Source organism: Mycobacteroides salmoniphilum (assembly GCF_004924335.1).
Classification (GTDB): Bacteria; Actinomycetota; Actinomycetes; order Mycobacteriales; family Mycobacteriaceae; genus Mycobacterium; species Mycobacterium salmoniphilum.
In genome coordinates, this window is sequence record NZ_CP024633.1 from 1261645 (window position 1) to 1275748 (window position 14104).

Genomic DNA, 14104 nt, shown 5'->3' on the forward strand with positions numbered 1-14104 from the left:
TCGCGCAGGCGGCTCATCGCAAGATCATCGCACGCGGAGGGGTACCGTCAGGGGCCTTCGCACATACGAGCCGCCCGCCCAGGTGACACCGTCGAGGTCAACCTCGAAATCCGGTATGCGGCTGAGCAGTTCCTCGAGAGCCACCCGTGACTGCATGCGTGCCGCGGCGGCTCCCAGGCAGTGGTGATTCCCGTGGCTGAAGGTGAGTAGCTTGCCCGGGTTCCGGAGTACATTCAATTCGCCTGCATCATTGCCGTATTCGCGCTCGTCCCGGTTGGCGCTGCCGTAGAGCAGCAGCGCGCGTCGCCCCGCCGGAATGGTGGTGTCGCCGAAGGTTACGTCGCGGGTCGCGGTTCGCGCCAGACCCTGCACCGGAGACGTCAGGCGCAGGAACTCTTCCACGGCTCCCGGGATGAGCGCAGGGTCGTCGATCAGTTTCTGGCGTTGATCGGGGTTCTGGTGCAGCAGTTGTATTGCACCGCCCAGCATTCCGGTGGTCGTGTCGTTGCCACCGGTCACCATGGTGAACGCGAATCCGAGGATCTGGAGTGTTCCGCTGATGTCGCCGTCGGCTCCCACTCCGGCGGCAACCAGGTGCGAGACGGTGTCATCTTCGGGTTCGGCACGCCGCCGCTCGATGAGTCCGGTGAAGTACATCATCAGTTCACCAATGGTCTGAGCGACCTCACCCTGCATGGCCTCGATGTCGATGGCGCCACCGGCTGCTGCCGCGACGATGCCGTCGGTCCAGATGTCGAACTGGGCACGATCCTCTTCGGGCACCCCGAGATAGTGCGCGACGACCATCGAGGGCAGCGGCTTGAACAGCTCGACGACGATATCGCCCTCGCCCCGGTCCTTGAGGCGCTCCAGGCGCTCCACCACGAACTCGCGCACCTTGGGCTCCACGGCGGTGACCTGACGCGGTGTGAAACCACGGGAGACGAGCTTGCGGAAGTTCGTGTGCGTGGGCGGGTCCTGCATGACCATGGGCGGGTTGTCGCCCATGCCGGTCTTCTCCAGATCGCCGTACATGACGGTCAGACCCCGAGCCGACGAGAACGTCTCCCAGTCGCGAGCCGCTTCATAGACATCGGCATGCCGGGTGAGCACGTAGTAGTCGTCGTCCGGGGCGTGCTCGGGCACCACGTGATGCACCGGGTCGTGATCACGAAGCGCCGTGTACATCGGCCAGGGATTGGTCCAGTTGTCGGCGGCTCCGGGGATGTAGCGCGGCACAACTGTGTGAGACACATCGATCGACATGTCTTATGTGTAAGGCATGTCACCTAAAGTGTCAACATCCGGTGGGGAACTAGACGAGCGTGCCGGGATTGAGGATGCCCTCGGGGTCGAGGGCCTGCTTGATCCGGCGGTTGACCTCCAGCACCTCCGGGCCGACCTGACCGCCCAGCCATGGCTTCTTGAGCCGTCCCACGCCGTGTTCGCCGGTGATGGTGCCGCCCAGTGAGATCGCCAGGTTCATGATCTCGCCGAATGCGGCGTGGGCACGCTGCGATTCGTCCGGGTCGGTGGGGTCATGCACGATCAGGGGATGGGTGTTGCCGTCACCGGCGTGCGCGATCACCGAGATGAGCAATCGGTGTTGTGCGGCAATGGCTTCCACGCCCTCCACCAGCTCGGCCAGCTTCGGCAGTGGGACGCCCACGTCTTCGAGCAGCAGTGGGCCCTTTGCCTCCACGGCGGGGATCGCGAACCTTCGTGCCGCGACGAATGCCTCGCCCTCTTCCTGGTCGTCGGTGGAAAAGACCTCGGCGGCATGGTGATCGGTGAAGATCTGCGCGATGAGCTCGGCATCCTCCGCGGAGGTCTTACCGCGTTCATCCGAGCGGGCGACGAGCATGGCGGCGGCCTCGCGGTCCAGCCCCATTCTCAGTTTGTCCTCGACCGCGTTGATCGCCACCGAATCCATGAACTCGAGCATCGAGGGCCGGATCTGCGCGGTGATCGCGAGCACCGCATCGGCCGCCTCGGTGACCGAGTTGAAGGTCGCCACCACGGTGCACGGCGGCGGTTGTGGGGGCAGTAGCCGCAGAGTGACCTCGGTAATCACGCCGAGCGTGCCCTCGCTGCCGACAAATAGCTTAGTAAGACTCAGTCCGGCAACATCTTTCAGGAGTGGTCCACCCAGCCTCAGGATGGTGCCGTCGGCCAGGACGATATGCATCCCCAGCACGTAATCGGTGGTGACTCCGTACTTGACGCAACACAGTCCGCCGGCGTTGGTCGCGATATTGCCGCCGATGCTGCAGATCTCGAAGGACGACGGGTCCGGCGGGTACCACAGGCCGTGTTCGGCGGCTTTGGCCTTGACTTCCGCATTGAGCGCCCCGGGCTGGGCGATCGCCACACGGGTGGTGGTGTCGATGGAGATGGCGCGCATTCGTTCGGTCGACAGCACGATGGCGCCGTCCTGGGCGGTGGAACCACCGGACAGTCCGGTGCCCGCGCCGCGGGGGACGACGGGGATGTGATGCGCGCTGGCCCATTTCAGGGTTGCGGAAACCTCTTCCGTGCTGCTCGGACGCACCACCGCCAGGGGTGTTCCGGCGTCCGGGTCGAAGGCGCGGTCCTGTCGATAGGAGGCGGTGATATCGGGGTCGGTGATGACCGCGCCCTCGCCGAGGGTGGTCGCGAGCTCGTTGAGGGCGGTCTGGCTCATATCATCCGTGCTGTCGCGCCGGCGTCGATCGGCAGCACCGTGCCGGTGATGTGTGAGCTGGCCTCGTGGGCCAGGAACAACACGGCACGGGTGACTTCTTCGGGTTTGAGGAAGGGCGCGTACTGCAGGTGCAACGACGCGAAGACGGATTCGACGTCCTTGAGCGTCGGCTTCTCCAGATCGGGGCGCATCATGCCGAAGACGAAATCGTTTTGTGTCATCGGGGTTTCGATGTTGCCCGGTGCGACGGCGTTGACCGTGATGCCGTAGCCGACGAGGTCATGTGCGGCGACCTTGGTCAGCCCGATGACACCCCACTTGGACGAGACATAGGAGGCCTGGGCCCATGTCGCGCTGTGCCCGAGCATTGAGGAGACCGTGATGATGCGGCCGTAGTTCCGCGTGATCATGCCGGGTGCCACGGCCGCAATGGTGTTGAAGGTGCCGGTGAGATTGGTGCCGATAACCTCGTCCCACTGCGCGGACTCAACCTCGGGCAGCAGTGCGATGGTGCTGATACCGGCGTTGGTGATGGCGATGTCGATTCCGCCGAGTGAGTCCTCGGTCTCGGCGACAAACGCCTCCAGCGCGGCACGATCCTTCACATCGACCTTGGCCGAGATGCACTGGCGTCCGGTCTTTTCCACCATGGCGACCGTCTCGGCGAGGTCGTCCTCGGTAGCCAGTGGATACCCGACGACGTCACTGTTCTCGCAGCGATCACAGATCGCGATATCGGCGCCGGCCTCGGCGAGCGCCAGGGCGTGCGAACGGCCCATGCCGCGTGCGCCGCCGGTGATCAGTGCAATTTTTCCCTCGAAGCCAGCCACGGAGACGACCCTACCGAGTGGGATCCTTGTGGGGCTGCAGTTCGTCCCGGTCCAACTCTCGCAAGACGGGCATCCGAGTGCTGGCCACAGCGATGAGGAGCATGGGCACGCCGATGATGGTCAGGGTCGAGGCGACGCCGAACGTGTCGGCGATGGGGCCGGCGAGCATGAACCCGAGCGGCCCGGCGCAGTACGCGGTGGACGTCATGACACCCACCACCCGTCCGCGCAAGTGCTCGGGGGAGCGGGTCTGCATCACATAGTTGGCAATCGGTGCCACGGGTCCGTAGATAAAGCCCAGGCAGGCTCCGAGCACCAGCAGTACCGCAATCGGCGGGAGGAGCGACATGCCCAGGGTGGTGATGCCGGCGGTGAAGGTGGCGCACAGCATGATGGTGCGGCGTTGGACGTGGCGCACCATGGTCGCGTACCCGAGGGCGCCGAGCAGCCCGCCGGCGGAGATCGCCATGAGTATCCAGCCGAGCTGCTGGGGTGTGCCGGCGTCGCTGAAGTGCTTGGGCAGCAGCACACTTTCGATCGGCAGATACAGCGCCGTGATCGCCATGTCGATGAGCGCCAGTGTGCGCAGAATCTTGACGTTCCAGACGAATTTCAATCCCTCGACCACACCGCTGATGACGCCGGTCGGCTTGGTTTCAGCGGCCGGTTTCCCGCCACCTTCGACCGTGAGGAAGGAGATTGCCACGATGGACACGACGAAGGTCGACGCAGTGGCCCACATGGTGTTGACGCCGCCGATCGAGGCGATCAGCAGACCGCCCAGACCGGGGCCCACGATGTAGGCGACGTTGAATGCCGCCTCGTACATGCTGTTCATCCGGTCCAGCGACCAGCCGGCAGCTTTCGCGGCGGCGGGCAGCATCGATTCACGTGCGGTGATTCCGGCGGGGTCGAAGATGGCGCCGACTGCAGCAAGGGCTGCGAGTAGCGGCACGCTGAGCCCGGTGGTCATGGCCAGAATCGGTATGGCCGAGACGGATAACAGTGACAGGACATCGGAGATGATCGACATCTTGCGGCGTCCGAAGAAGTCGACCGCGGTTCCCGAGATCAGGGTGGAGAAGACCAACGGCAGGGTGCCGGCGGCGGCAACGATCGCCGCATCCGCCGCAGAGCCGGTGCGCAGCAGTACCAGCCAGGGGAGCGCGACGATCGACACACCATTGCCGATGGCGGCCACAACGGACGCGAAGAGCAGCAGGAAGACCGGCCGGCGATTCACCTGATCGATTGTCGGCGAATCCGCCGTCGGAGTGGACATGTCGCCGAAAAACGTATCAGCGGATAGTGCGGGTGGTCGAGTGATTTTTCGTTAGTTGGCTTGCACTGCCTCGCGAACGATGCGGGCGGTGGATTCCAGGTCGGGATCTCGACGGATCATGAATCCCTTTGCGAAGGCAAGTTTGTCGCCTCCGCGTCGTGGCACCACGTGCAGGTGCGCGTGCATGACCGTCTGGAACGCGACGCGGCCGTCATTGAGGGCCAGGTTGGTGCCGTCGCTCTGTAGCTCCGAGCTTCGGATGGCGTTAGCGATTCGCTGGCCCACGGTCATGATGGCGGCGGCGTCATCGGGCTTTAGATCCGTGAGGTCCTGTGCATGGGTCTTTGGGATCACCAGCGTGTGCCCGCGGGTGATCGGTCGGATATCGAGGAAGGCGAGAGTCGCCTCGTCCTCATATACGCGGAAGGATGGCGACTCACCGGCGACAATGGCGCAGAAGACACACGACATGAGCACACCGTAGCGGGTCCTCGGTGAATTCACTTCTGTCACAGCTGTTTCAGGGTGCGGCTACGTGTCGGTGGGCACGGTTAGTATTCGAACATGAGTTCGGTCGAGGTGTTGGAGGCGGCGATTGATGCCGTGTGCTCGGACGCCGTCGACGGATTGAACAACCCTGAACTGCTATCGGTGCTGGCTCGTCTTGAGGTGACTCAACGCAGGCTCATGTCCGTTTCCCATCGTGGGATTGCGCAGCTGGTGCAGCGCGGCACGCCGGTGGAGTTGGGTGGCACTTCTTATGCGGATGTGATTGCGCGGCGGTTGCATATCGGTAAGGGGGCGGCCCGGCGCCGGATCGCCGATGCCGAGCAGTTGGCGCCGCGGCGGGCGTTGACCAGTGAGGTGCTGGCACCGCAGCTGCCGAATGTCGCCGCCGCGCTATCTCGCGGCGATATCGGGGACGAGCATGTGCGGATCATCCGCACATTCTTTGATCGGCTGCCGGTGGTGGTGGATGCACCGACCCGCCAGGGCGCCGAACAACAACTAGCCCAGATGGCCGTCCGGTTTGGGCCCGAGGCACTGCGTATCGGTGCCGACCGCATGATGGCCCTGTTGAACCCGGATGGTGAGTTCTGCGATGTGGATCGGGCGCGGCGGCGCGGAGTCACGATCGGGCAGCAGGGCTTTGACGGCATGTCACCCATCAGCGGCCTACTGGATCCGGAGACGCGCGCCTATCTGGATGCAGTGTTCGCCAAACTAGCTGCACCCGGCATGTGCAACCCGGTCGACCAGAGCCCTCTCGTGGACGGGGAGCCCAACCCGGAAGCCGCCGAACACGACCACCGCTCGGGTGCCCAACGCCACCACGACGCACTACGTACCTGCCTGCGCGCCACCCTGGCCTCCGGGCAGCTCGGCTCACACCACGGTTTACCGGTCACCGTCGTGGTCACCACCACCCTGGCCGAGCTCGAAGGCGCCGCGGGCATAGCGGTCACCGGCGCCGGCACCAGGCTGCCGGTGCGTGATGTGATCCGCATGGCCGCCCACGCCCACCACTACCTGACGATTTTCGATGATGACGGCCGACCGTTGTATCTGGGACGTTCTAAACGCATCGCATCGGCAGATCAGCGGATTGTGTTGCACGCCCAAGACCGCGGCTGCACCCACCCCGACTGCCACGTGCCCGGATACCTGTGCGAAGTCCACCACATCACCGAATGGGCCGATGGTGGCCCCACCGACATCGACAACCTCACCTTCGCCTGCGGCCCCCACCACCGCCTCCTCAACCACGGCTGGACCACCCAAAAACACCAAGACGGCACCACCGAATGGATACCCCCACCACAGCTGGGCCTGGGTGAGGTAATGACCAATACGGACCGCCAGCCGGACACGCTTTATTCTCCTTTGCTGTAAGGGTTTTGGTGTGCGTGTTTGGCTCCACGTTGAGTTCCCCACGGGGCAAATAGTTTTCGCGCGGCGCAAGGCGGCCTCTGTGCCTTTGCCCACTCGCAGAATCGTCCTCAATGGGTACCCTCGGGGTGGTGTCAGACCTAGCAATCCAATTGTCCGAGTCCGGCCGGGATTGGCTGATCCACAGGCCGGTCGACATCGCGATCTACGTCGTTCTGGCGCTGGTGGTGCGGTACGTATTTCACCGGGCGATCGATCGGCTGGTTCAAGGCGCCAAGCGGACGGATCAGTCGGAGAGCCGCCGCCGATGGTCGCTCTTCACGCGCCGCGCACCGGATACGGCGGAGAACGCAGCTCTCGACGAGGCCGAGCGGCGGCCCTCGGTCGTGCGCACACTGCGGGGACGCGCTCAGGACCCGGCCCGTGACGCGCGGCGGCGCAAACGCCGAGCACAGCGTGCGCAGACCCTTGGCTCCGTTCTCAAGTCGGCCGTCTCGTTTCTCGTGCTCGTCTGGGTGATCCTGCAGTCGCTTGCGATCCTGGGAGTGAACGTGGCTCCCTTTATCGCATCTGCGGGGATCGTCGGTGTCGCGCTCGGTTTTGGCGCGCAAAACCTGGTGCGGGACTTCATCACCGGAATATTCATGTTGTTCGAGGACCAGTACGGCGTCGGTGACGTGGTGGACGTCGGTGACGCGGTAGGCACCGTGGAGAGCGTTGGTCTGCGCATCACCACGGTGCGCGACCTGCACGGCACCCTCTGGTACGTGCGCAATGGTGGGATCGCGCGCGTCGGTAATTTCAGTCAGGACTATGCGGTGGCCTTCCTGCAGCTGCCCGTGTCTTACAGCGCCGATGTCGACCTGGCCTGCAAGGTGGCGCTCGAGGCTGCTCAGCAGGCAGTTGCCGACGATGCGCTCCGGCAGGAAGTTCTAGGAGCTCCGGAGATGCTGGGGGTGGATGCAATCACCACCGATGCGATCAGTCTGCGATTGACGGTTGCCGTCCGCGCCAATGCGCAGTGGGCGGTGGAGCGCGAGTTGCGGCGCCGGATTCTCGTCGCGTTCGACGAGAACGGTATCCGCCCGCTCTATCTCGACGGGTTACTGCGTGCAGATGCCGAGATTCTGGAGAAGTCGGACCGCTGACTTCCGCTGATGCGCAGTACGCTGGCGATATGGCTGGTAAGGAAATCGACAAGCAGCGGGCAAATGCCGCGCTGGCGGTGATCCGTCAGCACCCGGGGATGGCGCTGTTCTTGGCTGCCCCGGTCCTGGCCGCTCTCGGCGCCGTGTGGTGGATCGCCGGTCTCGGATGGGCGTTGGTCCTGGCAGTGGTCATCGTGCTCGCCGGCGGTGCCGCGCTCGTTATGCGCCGCAGCTGATGTAGCGCCCGACGCTCCCACGGGTGTTCGCTATAAGCGAACACCCCGGTATCTGCAAGCGTGTAATTTTGTAATCATGAAACGAGATCAACAGTCCGACGCCTCCGACGCCGCGGATTGGTTCGCCGGGCGCCTGCCCGACGGCTGGTTCGGTGGTGATCCCGAAGTCGTCGTCGACCGCGAAGAGATCACCGTCATCGGTCGGCTACCCGCCGATGAGGGTGACAACGAGAGCGAGGCGCACGCTGCGGGCCGGGCCTCACGCTTCCGGGAAGAGACTCGCTCCCATCGAATGCGCATCGCCGACGAGGCGCAGGCCCGGTACGGGCGCAAGGTTTCCTGGGGTGTCGATGTGGGTACCGCCGCAGAGTCCGAGCGAATCCTGTTTACACACATCGCCGTTCCGGTGATGACGAGGCTGCGACAGCCCGAACGTCAGGTGCTTGACACCCTGGTTGAGGCCGGAGTCGCCCGCTCCCGTGCCGATGCGCTGGCGTGGGCGGTGCGGCTGGTCGGCGAACACGCCGAGGATTGGCTGGACAAGCTGCGCGGTGCCATGACGGAGGTTCGGGATCTACGGACGCAAGGTCCGCAGCTCTAGGCCTGTGTCATCGCGAAGTAGGCGCCGCGGCGCGCCAGCAGTTCCGTGTGGGTGCCGCTCTCGACGACGCAGCCGCCATCCATCACGACAATGCGATCGGCATCGCGAATAGTGGAAAGCCTATGGGCGATAATGAAACTCGTGCGGTCCCGGCGCAGCTCGGCCATCGCCCGCTGGATTCGTAGCTCGGTGCGGGTATCCACCGAGCTCGTCGCTTCGTCGAGAATCAGCAGCTGCGGGCGTGCCAGGAATGCACGGGCGATGGTGATCAACTGCTTCTCTCCGGCGCTGATGTTCTCACCGTCGTCGGCGATCCTGGTGTCGTAGCCGTCGGGAAGTGTGCGCACAAATCGGTCCACGTATGCCGCACGCGCAGCCTCGCGGACCTCGTCGTCGGACGCCTCGGGCCGCCCGTAGGCGATGTTCTCGGCGATGGTGCCGCCGAAAAGCCAGGTGTCCTGTAGCACCATCCCCATCCGAGACCGCAGGTCATGTCGGCTCATCGTCGAGATATCCGTGCCGTCCAGCAGTATCCGCCCGGAGTCGATGTCGTAGAAGCGCATCAGCAGGTTCACCAGGGTGGTCTTTCCGGCCCCGGTCGGCCCGACGATCGCTACCGTTTGCCCCGGTTCGACGCGCAGCGACAGCCCTTCGATCACCGAGTTGCCGGGGGAGTAGCTAAAGCTGATGTCATCGAACTCGACACCCGGGGTCCCGCCCGGGACCGTCGCAGGAGATGCCGGATCGGGCGGCTCCTCGGCCTCGTCCAGCAGCTCGAAAACCCTTTCGGCGCTGGCGAGTCCGGACTGCAGGGTGTTGTACATCGCCGCGACCTGTGTCAGGGGCTGATTGAACTGCCGCACGTATTGCGTGAACGCCTGGATGCCGCCGAGCGTCAGGTCGCCGGAGGCCACCTTCATGCCGCCCACCACCGCCACTGCCACATAGCTCAGGTTTCCAATGAACGCCGTGGCGGGCGATACCAATCCCGAGAAAAACTGTGCCCCAAAGGCGCTGCTGTAGACCTTGGCGTTCCGATCGGCGAAGATTTCCTCTGCCTCGGCGCGGTGTCCGTAGGTCTTGACGATGGTGAAACCGCTGTAGGTCTCCTCGATGTGTGCGTTGAGTTTCCCGGTGTTAGACCACTGCGCCACGAACAGCTGTTGGGAGCGGCGGGCTATCGCGCGCGTCACCCATAGCGACATGGGCACGGTCGCGAGTGTGATCAGTGCCAGCAGCGGCGAGATGCTGAGCATCATGGCAAGTACGGCAACCAGGGTCAGCATTGAGCTCAGCAGCTGGTTGATGCTCATCTGCAGTGACGTCTGGATGTTGTCGACATCGTTGGTTACGCGGCTGAGGATTTCCCCGCGCTGTCGGGAATCAAAGTATGACAAGGGAAGCCGATGCAGTTTGTCTTCTACATCGGCACGCAGCGCCACCACCGTGCGCTGCACGGTGACGTTGAGAAGCCGTGCCTGTACCCATGCCAGTAACCCGGCCGCCAGATACATACCCAAGGCCAGGGCCAGCGTCATCCCCACCGCGTGAAAGTCGACACCTACCCCGGGGGTGATGTTCATGCCGGAAAGCATCTGTGCGAACTGGCCGTCCCCGCGGGCCCGAGCCGCCTCGATGGCCCGTTCCTTGCTGAGCTCGGCGGGCAACTCCCGTCCGATGACCCCGTTGAACAAGAGATCGGTGGCATGCCCCAGGATCCGGGGCCCGATGACCCCGATCGCGATACCGGTCATGGACAGAGTGATCACCATGGCGGTCAGAAAACGTTGCGGAGCAAGTCGTCTCACCATCCGTACGGCGGTGCCGCGGAAGTCCCGGGAACGTTCTGCCGGCCCTTGTTGCACACCTCGAAAGCCGATCGCCCCAGTCATACCGGCAGCACCGCCTGCGAATCGCAGATCTCCTGGTACATCCCACAGCGGTCCGCCAGTTCGGCGTGGGTGCCCACCGCGGCCACTCGGCCGTCCTCCAGAACCACGATCTGGTCGGCATCGACCACCGTTGAGATCCGTTGTGCCACCACAATCACGGTGGCGTGCCCGGCGACCGCACGCAGCGCCTCCCGTAACCGCGCATCGGTATGCACATCCAGCGCGGAGAACGCGTCATCGAACAGGTAGACGCCGGGGCGGCGAATCACCGCCCGCGCGATCGCGATGCGCTGACGCTGCCCGCCCGAAAAGTTGATACCGCCTTGCGACACCGGCATCTGCAGCCCCGAGGCGTGCGCGTGGACAAAGTCCGCCGCCTGCGCGACGCGCAACGCATCCCACATCTCATCCTCGGTGGCATCCGACTTGCCATAGCGCAGGTTGCTTTCCACCGTTCCGGAGAACAAGTAGCCCCGCTGCGGGACCAGACCCATAACCATCCAAAGGTCCTCGGGGTCGTATCGGCGAACATCGTGACCGCCCACACGTACCGAACCTGCGGTCACGTCGTGCAAGCGGGGGATTAAAGACAGCAGCGTGCTCTTACCGCAGCCCGTCGCGCCGACCACGGCGGTAACCGTCCCGGGTCGCGCCGTGAACGAAACCCCTTCCAGCACCGCACGCTCGGCACCGGGATAACGGAACCCGGCATCGGTGAACTCGACGGTCGGGTCGAGTGCGTCCACATGCACCGGATCGGCCGGTGCTGTAATCGATCCCACCGTTTCGAACACCTCGGTGATCCGTTCGGCACACGCTGATGCGCGCGGCACCATGACGGCCAGCATGGTGAGCATCATCATCGACATGAGGATCTGCAAGAAGTAGGACAAGAAGGCCACCAGCGAGCCCACCTGCATCTGTCCCTGGTCGATCCGCAGCCCGCCGAACCAGATCAGCGCCACACTGGAGGTATTGATGACCAATGAAGTAGTGGGCAGCATCAGTGCCTGCCATCGTCCGGCGGCCAGCGCCGTGTCGGATACCTCGGCGACCGCGACGCTAAATCGTTTGCGCTCCACTGCTTCCCGTGTGAATGCGCGGATGACCCGGATGCCGGTCAGTTGTTCTCGCATCACGCGGTTGATGCCATCGATGAGTCGTTGCATTCGGCGGAAGATCGGCAACATCGATCGCACGATGTACCAATTGACCACACCGAGCGCGGGCATGCTCACGATGAGCAGCCAGGACAAGCCAGCATTCTGGTGGACCGCCATGGCGATTCCGCCGACGCACATGATCGGCGCCGTCACCAGCATGGTGCAGGTGATCTGCACCAGCACTTGTAATTGCTGAACATCGTTGGTGGTGCGCGTCAGCAAGGTCGGCGCGCCGAATCGGGCGGACTCCTCGGCGGAGAACCCGGTGATGTGATGGAACAGCGCCGATCGCATATCGCGGCCGAACCCCATACCCGTTCTGGAACCGAAGTACACCGCCCCGATCGAGCAGGCGATCTGCACCAGTGTCACGGCGAGCATCACCATGCCGAGCCGCATGATCATTCGGGTGTCGCCCTGCGCCACTCCGTCGTCGATGATCGCGGCGTTGACGGTCGGTAGATACAAAGAGGCCAGCGTGCTGATGATCTGCAGGCTGACGACCACCGCGACCAGGCTGCGGTACGGGCGGACGTAGCGTCCCAGAAGGGCCCGCAACTGACCCTGAGGCATGGGCACCACTGTCGCACACGCTGGACATGGTCTTCGCGCATCCGGCTCATCCGGACTCGCAACAAACCCGCAGCTCAGTGGTTGACTCCGGTTTGTGCCGCTACAGTGCACATGTGAGGTTGGGCTTGGATTCGCGCGACGTGTGGGGCAAGTGTGCGGTCGCGCTGGCGATGGTTGCACTTGTGTTGGCGGGCTGTTCGGGCGGTGATAAGTCCGATGAGCCCAATGGCGCGGCGCCGAACGCGACGGCGCCGGCGCAGACCAAGTCCAAGGGCGTCGAGGGTCCGATGTTCACGGAGTGCGGCGGCGTCAGCGACCAGGCGATGACGCAGATGACCAAGGTCATGGGCCTGGTCGGCACCGCCAAGAACTCTGTCGGTTGTGTCTGGCTCCGCGGTGGAAGCATTGTGGGACCGCACTTCTCCTTCAACTGGTACCGCGGCAGTCCCATCGGTCGCGAGCGCGCGACGGAAGAGCGGACGCGCCCGAGTGTCGAGGACATCGAGATCGCCGGGTACAAGGGATTTATCGCCACCAACGGCTACCCGGGCACCGTGACCACGCTGTGTGAGATCGGCATGGACTTCGGAAACGACTTCATCGAATGGTCTATCAACTTCGAGCCCGGATCAGGCGCTCCCGACTCCTGTGACGTGGCCAAGCAGTTGACCGAGACGTCCATCAAGGCGGCCAAGAAATGACGCATCGGAAAACGAAGTCGCTGTTCGCGGCGGCCTGCATCGCACTGGTCACATTCGCGTCGGCCGGCTGCGGCGGCACCGTCGACGGCGAGGCGGTCATGCCCGGCAAGGGCGATCTGGGTGACGGCACGCCCGCCGAGCAGAAGTACCCCAACCTGCTCAAGGAGTGTGACGTTCTCACCACCGACGTCCTCGCCAAGGCCGTCGACGCCGATCCAAGGGATATTCAGAGCACCTTTGTGGGCGCGCTATGCCGGTGGCAGGCCATGAGTAAGAGTGGCGGCCTCGTCGACATCACCCGCTTCTGGTTCGAGACCGGCAGCCTCGAAGCCGAAAAGGCCACAGCGAACAGTCTGAAATACAACGTCCAGGAACGGGCGATCCAGGGTATTCGGTCGATCGTGATGAAGCCGCCGGACCAGCCGGGCGCCTGTGGAGTTGCCAGCGATGCCGCAGGTGTTGTTGGATGGTGGGTCAACCCGCAGGGCCAAGGCGGAGACTCATGCACGCAGGCAATCAAATTGATGGAGATGACGCTGTCAGTCAACATCTGACAGGTCGTGTTCGCTCGTCCCGTATCGCCGGGATACTGCTGTGTCTTGTGCTGGCCTCGGGACTCCTGCTCAGCTCTGGATGTTCCAGCCACCTCCGTGAACTCGACGGGCACGACGCAACGGTTGGGCATGACATCCGGGTCGGCCCCGTGTACTCCGAGTGCGGCAGCCTCACCACACGCGATATCGCGGCCGTTGTGCACCGGTCTGACTTCAAGCTGATTGCAAAGACCCCCGCCGGGTGCACGTGGTCTCCGAACGGATCCTGGAGTGCGCTCCCGAACGTCACTCTCTCCTGGTATCGGGGTAGCCCGATCGGCCGCGAGCGTGAGGGAGAGGAACGGACGCGCGACGAGGTCAAGGACTTCTCGGCCGGAGGCAAGAGCGGTTTCATCAGTTCGACGTATGGGATGTGCGTGACCGCGTTGGAGTACGGGAACGACCAGTTCTTCGAATTGGCGGTCACGCTGCTCGGTGCAGGTCACGGCACATCGTCCGACGCCTGCCATTGCGCGATGAAGCTGTCCACCCAGGTGGCGGAGAAGGTCTGA

The 14104-nt window shown here is 64.1% G+C and carries 14 protein-coding genes; 7 read left to right on the forward strand and 7 right to left on the reverse strand.

The window, feature by feature from the left end:
• Nucleotides 1-24: 24 nt before the first annotated feature.
• Genes DSM43276_RS06320 through DSM43276_RS06340 form a run of 5 tightly spaced genes read right to left on the reverse strand, consistent with a single transcriptional unit; the run spans nucleotide 25 to nucleotide 5266 of the window.
• Nucleotides 25-1266 (reverse strand): cytochrome P450, encoded by a 1242-nt coding sequence (locus tag DSM43276_RS06320; protein ID WP_078329595.1) that lies wholly within the window; start codon nucleotides 1264-1266, stop codon nucleotides 25-27.
• Between the two features lie 49 nt (nucleotides 1267-1315).
• Complete coding sequence (locus DSM43276_RS06325; RefSeq protein WP_078297514.1) at nucleotides 1316-2683, reverse strand: FAD-binding oxidoreductase; 1368 nt, start codon at nucleotides 2681-2683, stop codon at nucleotides 1316-1318.
• The gene (locus tag DSM43276_RS06330) at nucleotides 2680-3513 is read right to left on the reverse strand and encodes a mycofactocin-coupled SDR family oxidoreductase (protein ID WP_078329596.1); all 834 of its coding nucleotides are present in this window, start codon (nucleotides 3511-3513) and stop codon (nucleotides 2680-2682) included. Before DSM43276_RS06330 ends, DSM43276_RS06325 begins: the two co-directional genes overlap by 4 nt.
• Nucleotides 3514-3523: 10 nt before the next feature.
• The gene (locus DSM43276_RS06335) at nucleotides 3524-4795 is read right to left on the reverse strand and encodes an MFS transporter (protein ID WP_078329597.1); all 1272 of its coding nucleotides are present in this window, start codon (nucleotides 4793-4795) and stop codon (nucleotides 3524-3526) included.
• Nucleotides 4796-4846: 51 nt separating this feature from the next.
• Nucleotides 4847-5266, reverse strand: coding sequence for an HIT family protein (locus tag DSM43276_RS06340; RefSeq protein ID WP_078329598.1), 420 nt, complete (start codon nucleotides 5264-5266; stop codon nucleotides 4847-4849).
• A 93-nt stretch (nucleotides 5267-5359) separates the two neighbouring features.
• Between DSM43276_RS06340 and DSM43276_RS06345 the strand changes: the two genes are divergently transcribed.
• The 4 genes from DSM43276_RS06345 to DSM43276_RS06360 all read left to right on the forward strand — a co-directional run bounded on the left by DSM43276_RS06345 (nucleotide 5360) and on the right by DSM43276_RS06360 (nucleotide 8670).
• The gene (locus tag DSM43276_RS06345) at nucleotides 5360-6688 is read left to right on the forward strand and encodes an HNH endonuclease signature motif containing protein (protein ID WP_136628998.1); all 1329 of its coding nucleotides are present in this window, start codon (nucleotides 5360-5362) and stop codon (nucleotides 6686-6688) included.
• 110 nt (nucleotides 6689-6798) lie between these two features.
• Entirely contained in the window at nucleotides 6799-7833 is a 1035-nt protein-coding gene (locus DSM43276_RS06350) for a mechanosensitive ion channel family protein (protein ID WP_078328788.1), read from the forward strand.
• A 29-nt stretch (nucleotides 7834-7862) separates the two neighbouring features.
• Complete coding sequence (locus tag DSM43276_RS06355) at nucleotides 7863-8069, forward strand: hypothetical protein (protein WP_078328789.1); 207 nt, start codon at nucleotides 7863-7865, stop codon at nucleotides 8067-8069.
• Between the two features lie 76 nt (nucleotides 8070-8145).
• Entirely contained in the window at nucleotides 8146-8670 is a 525-nt protein-coding gene (locus tag DSM43276_RS06360; protein WP_078328790.1) for a hypothetical protein, read from the forward strand.
• Here DSM43276_RS06360 and DSM43276_RS06365 read toward each other — a convergent pair.
• Nucleotides 8667-10562: an ABC transporter ATP-binding protein gene (locus DSM43276_RS06365; protein ID WP_078328791.1), complete on the reverse strand. Its 1896-nt coding sequence runs from the start codon at nucleotides 10560-10562 to the stop codon at nucleotides 8667-8669. The genes DSM43276_RS06360 and DSM43276_RS06365 overlap by 4 nt on opposite strands.
• Nucleotides 10559-12283, reverse strand: coding sequence for an ABC transporter ATP-binding protein (locus DSM43276_RS06370; protein WP_211196757.1), 1725 nt, complete (start codon nucleotides 12281-12283; stop codon nucleotides 10559-10561). Before DSM43276_RS06370 ends, DSM43276_RS06365 begins: the two co-directional genes overlap by 4 nt.
• Nucleotides 12284-12468: 185 nt before the next feature.
• Here DSM43276_RS06370 and DSM43276_RS06375 point away from each other — a divergent pair, with 185 nt between their 5' ends.
• The 3 genes from DSM43276_RS06375 to DSM43276_RS06385 are packed head-to-tail and all read left to right on the forward strand — an operon-like array spanning nucleotide 12469 to nucleotide 14104.
• The gene (locus DSM43276_RS06375; protein ID WP_211196758.1) at nucleotides 12469-12999 is read left to right on the forward strand and encodes a DUF3558 domain-containing protein; all 531 of its coding nucleotides are present in this window, start codon (nucleotides 12469-12471) and stop codon (nucleotides 12997-12999) included.
• Complete coding sequence (locus DSM43276_RS06380; protein ID WP_078325291.1) at nucleotides 12996-13553, forward strand: DUF3558 domain-containing protein; 558 nt, start codon at nucleotides 12996-12998, stop codon at nucleotides 13551-13553. Before DSM43276_RS06375 ends, DSM43276_RS06380 begins: the two co-directional genes overlap by 4 nt.
• A 32-nt stretch (nucleotides 13554-13585) precedes the next feature.
• A complete protein-coding gene (locus tag DSM43276_RS06385) occupies nucleotides 13586-14104 on the forward strand; it encodes a DUF3558 family protein (RefSeq protein WP_078328838.1) in 519 nt (172 codons plus the stop codon).

Excerpts from the sequence above, each read along its gene's own strand:
- DSM43276_RS06320 (WP_078329595.1), bottom strand. The coding sequence starts at position 1,266 with ATGTCGATCGATGTGTCTCACACAGTTGTGCCGCGCTACATCCCCGGA.
- DSM43276_RS06325 (WP_078297514.1), bottom strand. The coding sequence starts at position 2,683 with ATGAGCCAGACCGCCCTCAACGAGCTCGCGACCACCCTCGGCGAGGGC.
- DSM43276_RS06335 (WP_078329597.1), bottom strand. The coding sequence starts at position 4,795 with ATGTCCACTCCGACGGCGGATTCGCCGACAATCGATCAGGTGAATCGC.
- DSM43276_RS06340 (WP_078329598.1), bottom strand. The coding sequence starts at position 5,266 with ATGTCGTGTGTCTTCTGCGCCATTGTCGCCGGTGAGTCGCCATCCTTC.
- DSM43276_RS06345 (WP_136628998.1), top strand. The coding sequence starts at position 5,360 with ATGAGTTCGGTCGAGGTGTTGGAGGCGGCGATTGATGCCGTGTGCTCG.
- DSM43276_RS06350 (WP_078328788.1), top strand. The coding sequence starts at position 6,799 with ATGGGTACCCTCGGGGTGGTGTCAGACCTAGCAATCCAATTGTCCGAG.
- DSM43276_RS06355 (WP_078328789.1), top strand. The coding sequence starts at position 7,863 with ATGGCTGGTAAGGAAATCGACAAGCAGCGGGCAAATGCCGCGCTGGCG.
- DSM43276_RS06360 (WP_078328790.1), top strand. The coding sequence starts at position 8,146 with ATGAAACGAGATCAACAGTCCGACGCCTCCGACGCCGCGGATTGGTTC.
- DSM43276_RS06365 (WP_078328791.1), bottom strand. The coding sequence starts at position 10,562 with ATGACTGGGGCGATCGGCTTTCGAGGTGTGCAACAAGGGCCGGCAGAA.
- DSM43276_RS06375 (WP_211196758.1), top strand. The coding sequence starts at position 12,469 with ATGGTTGCACTTGTGTTGGCGGGCTGTTCGGGCGGTGATAAGTCCGAT.
- DSM43276_RS06380 (WP_078325291.1), top strand. The coding sequence starts at position 12,996 with ATGACGCATCGGAAAACGAAGTCGCTGTTCGCGGCGGCCTGCATCGCA.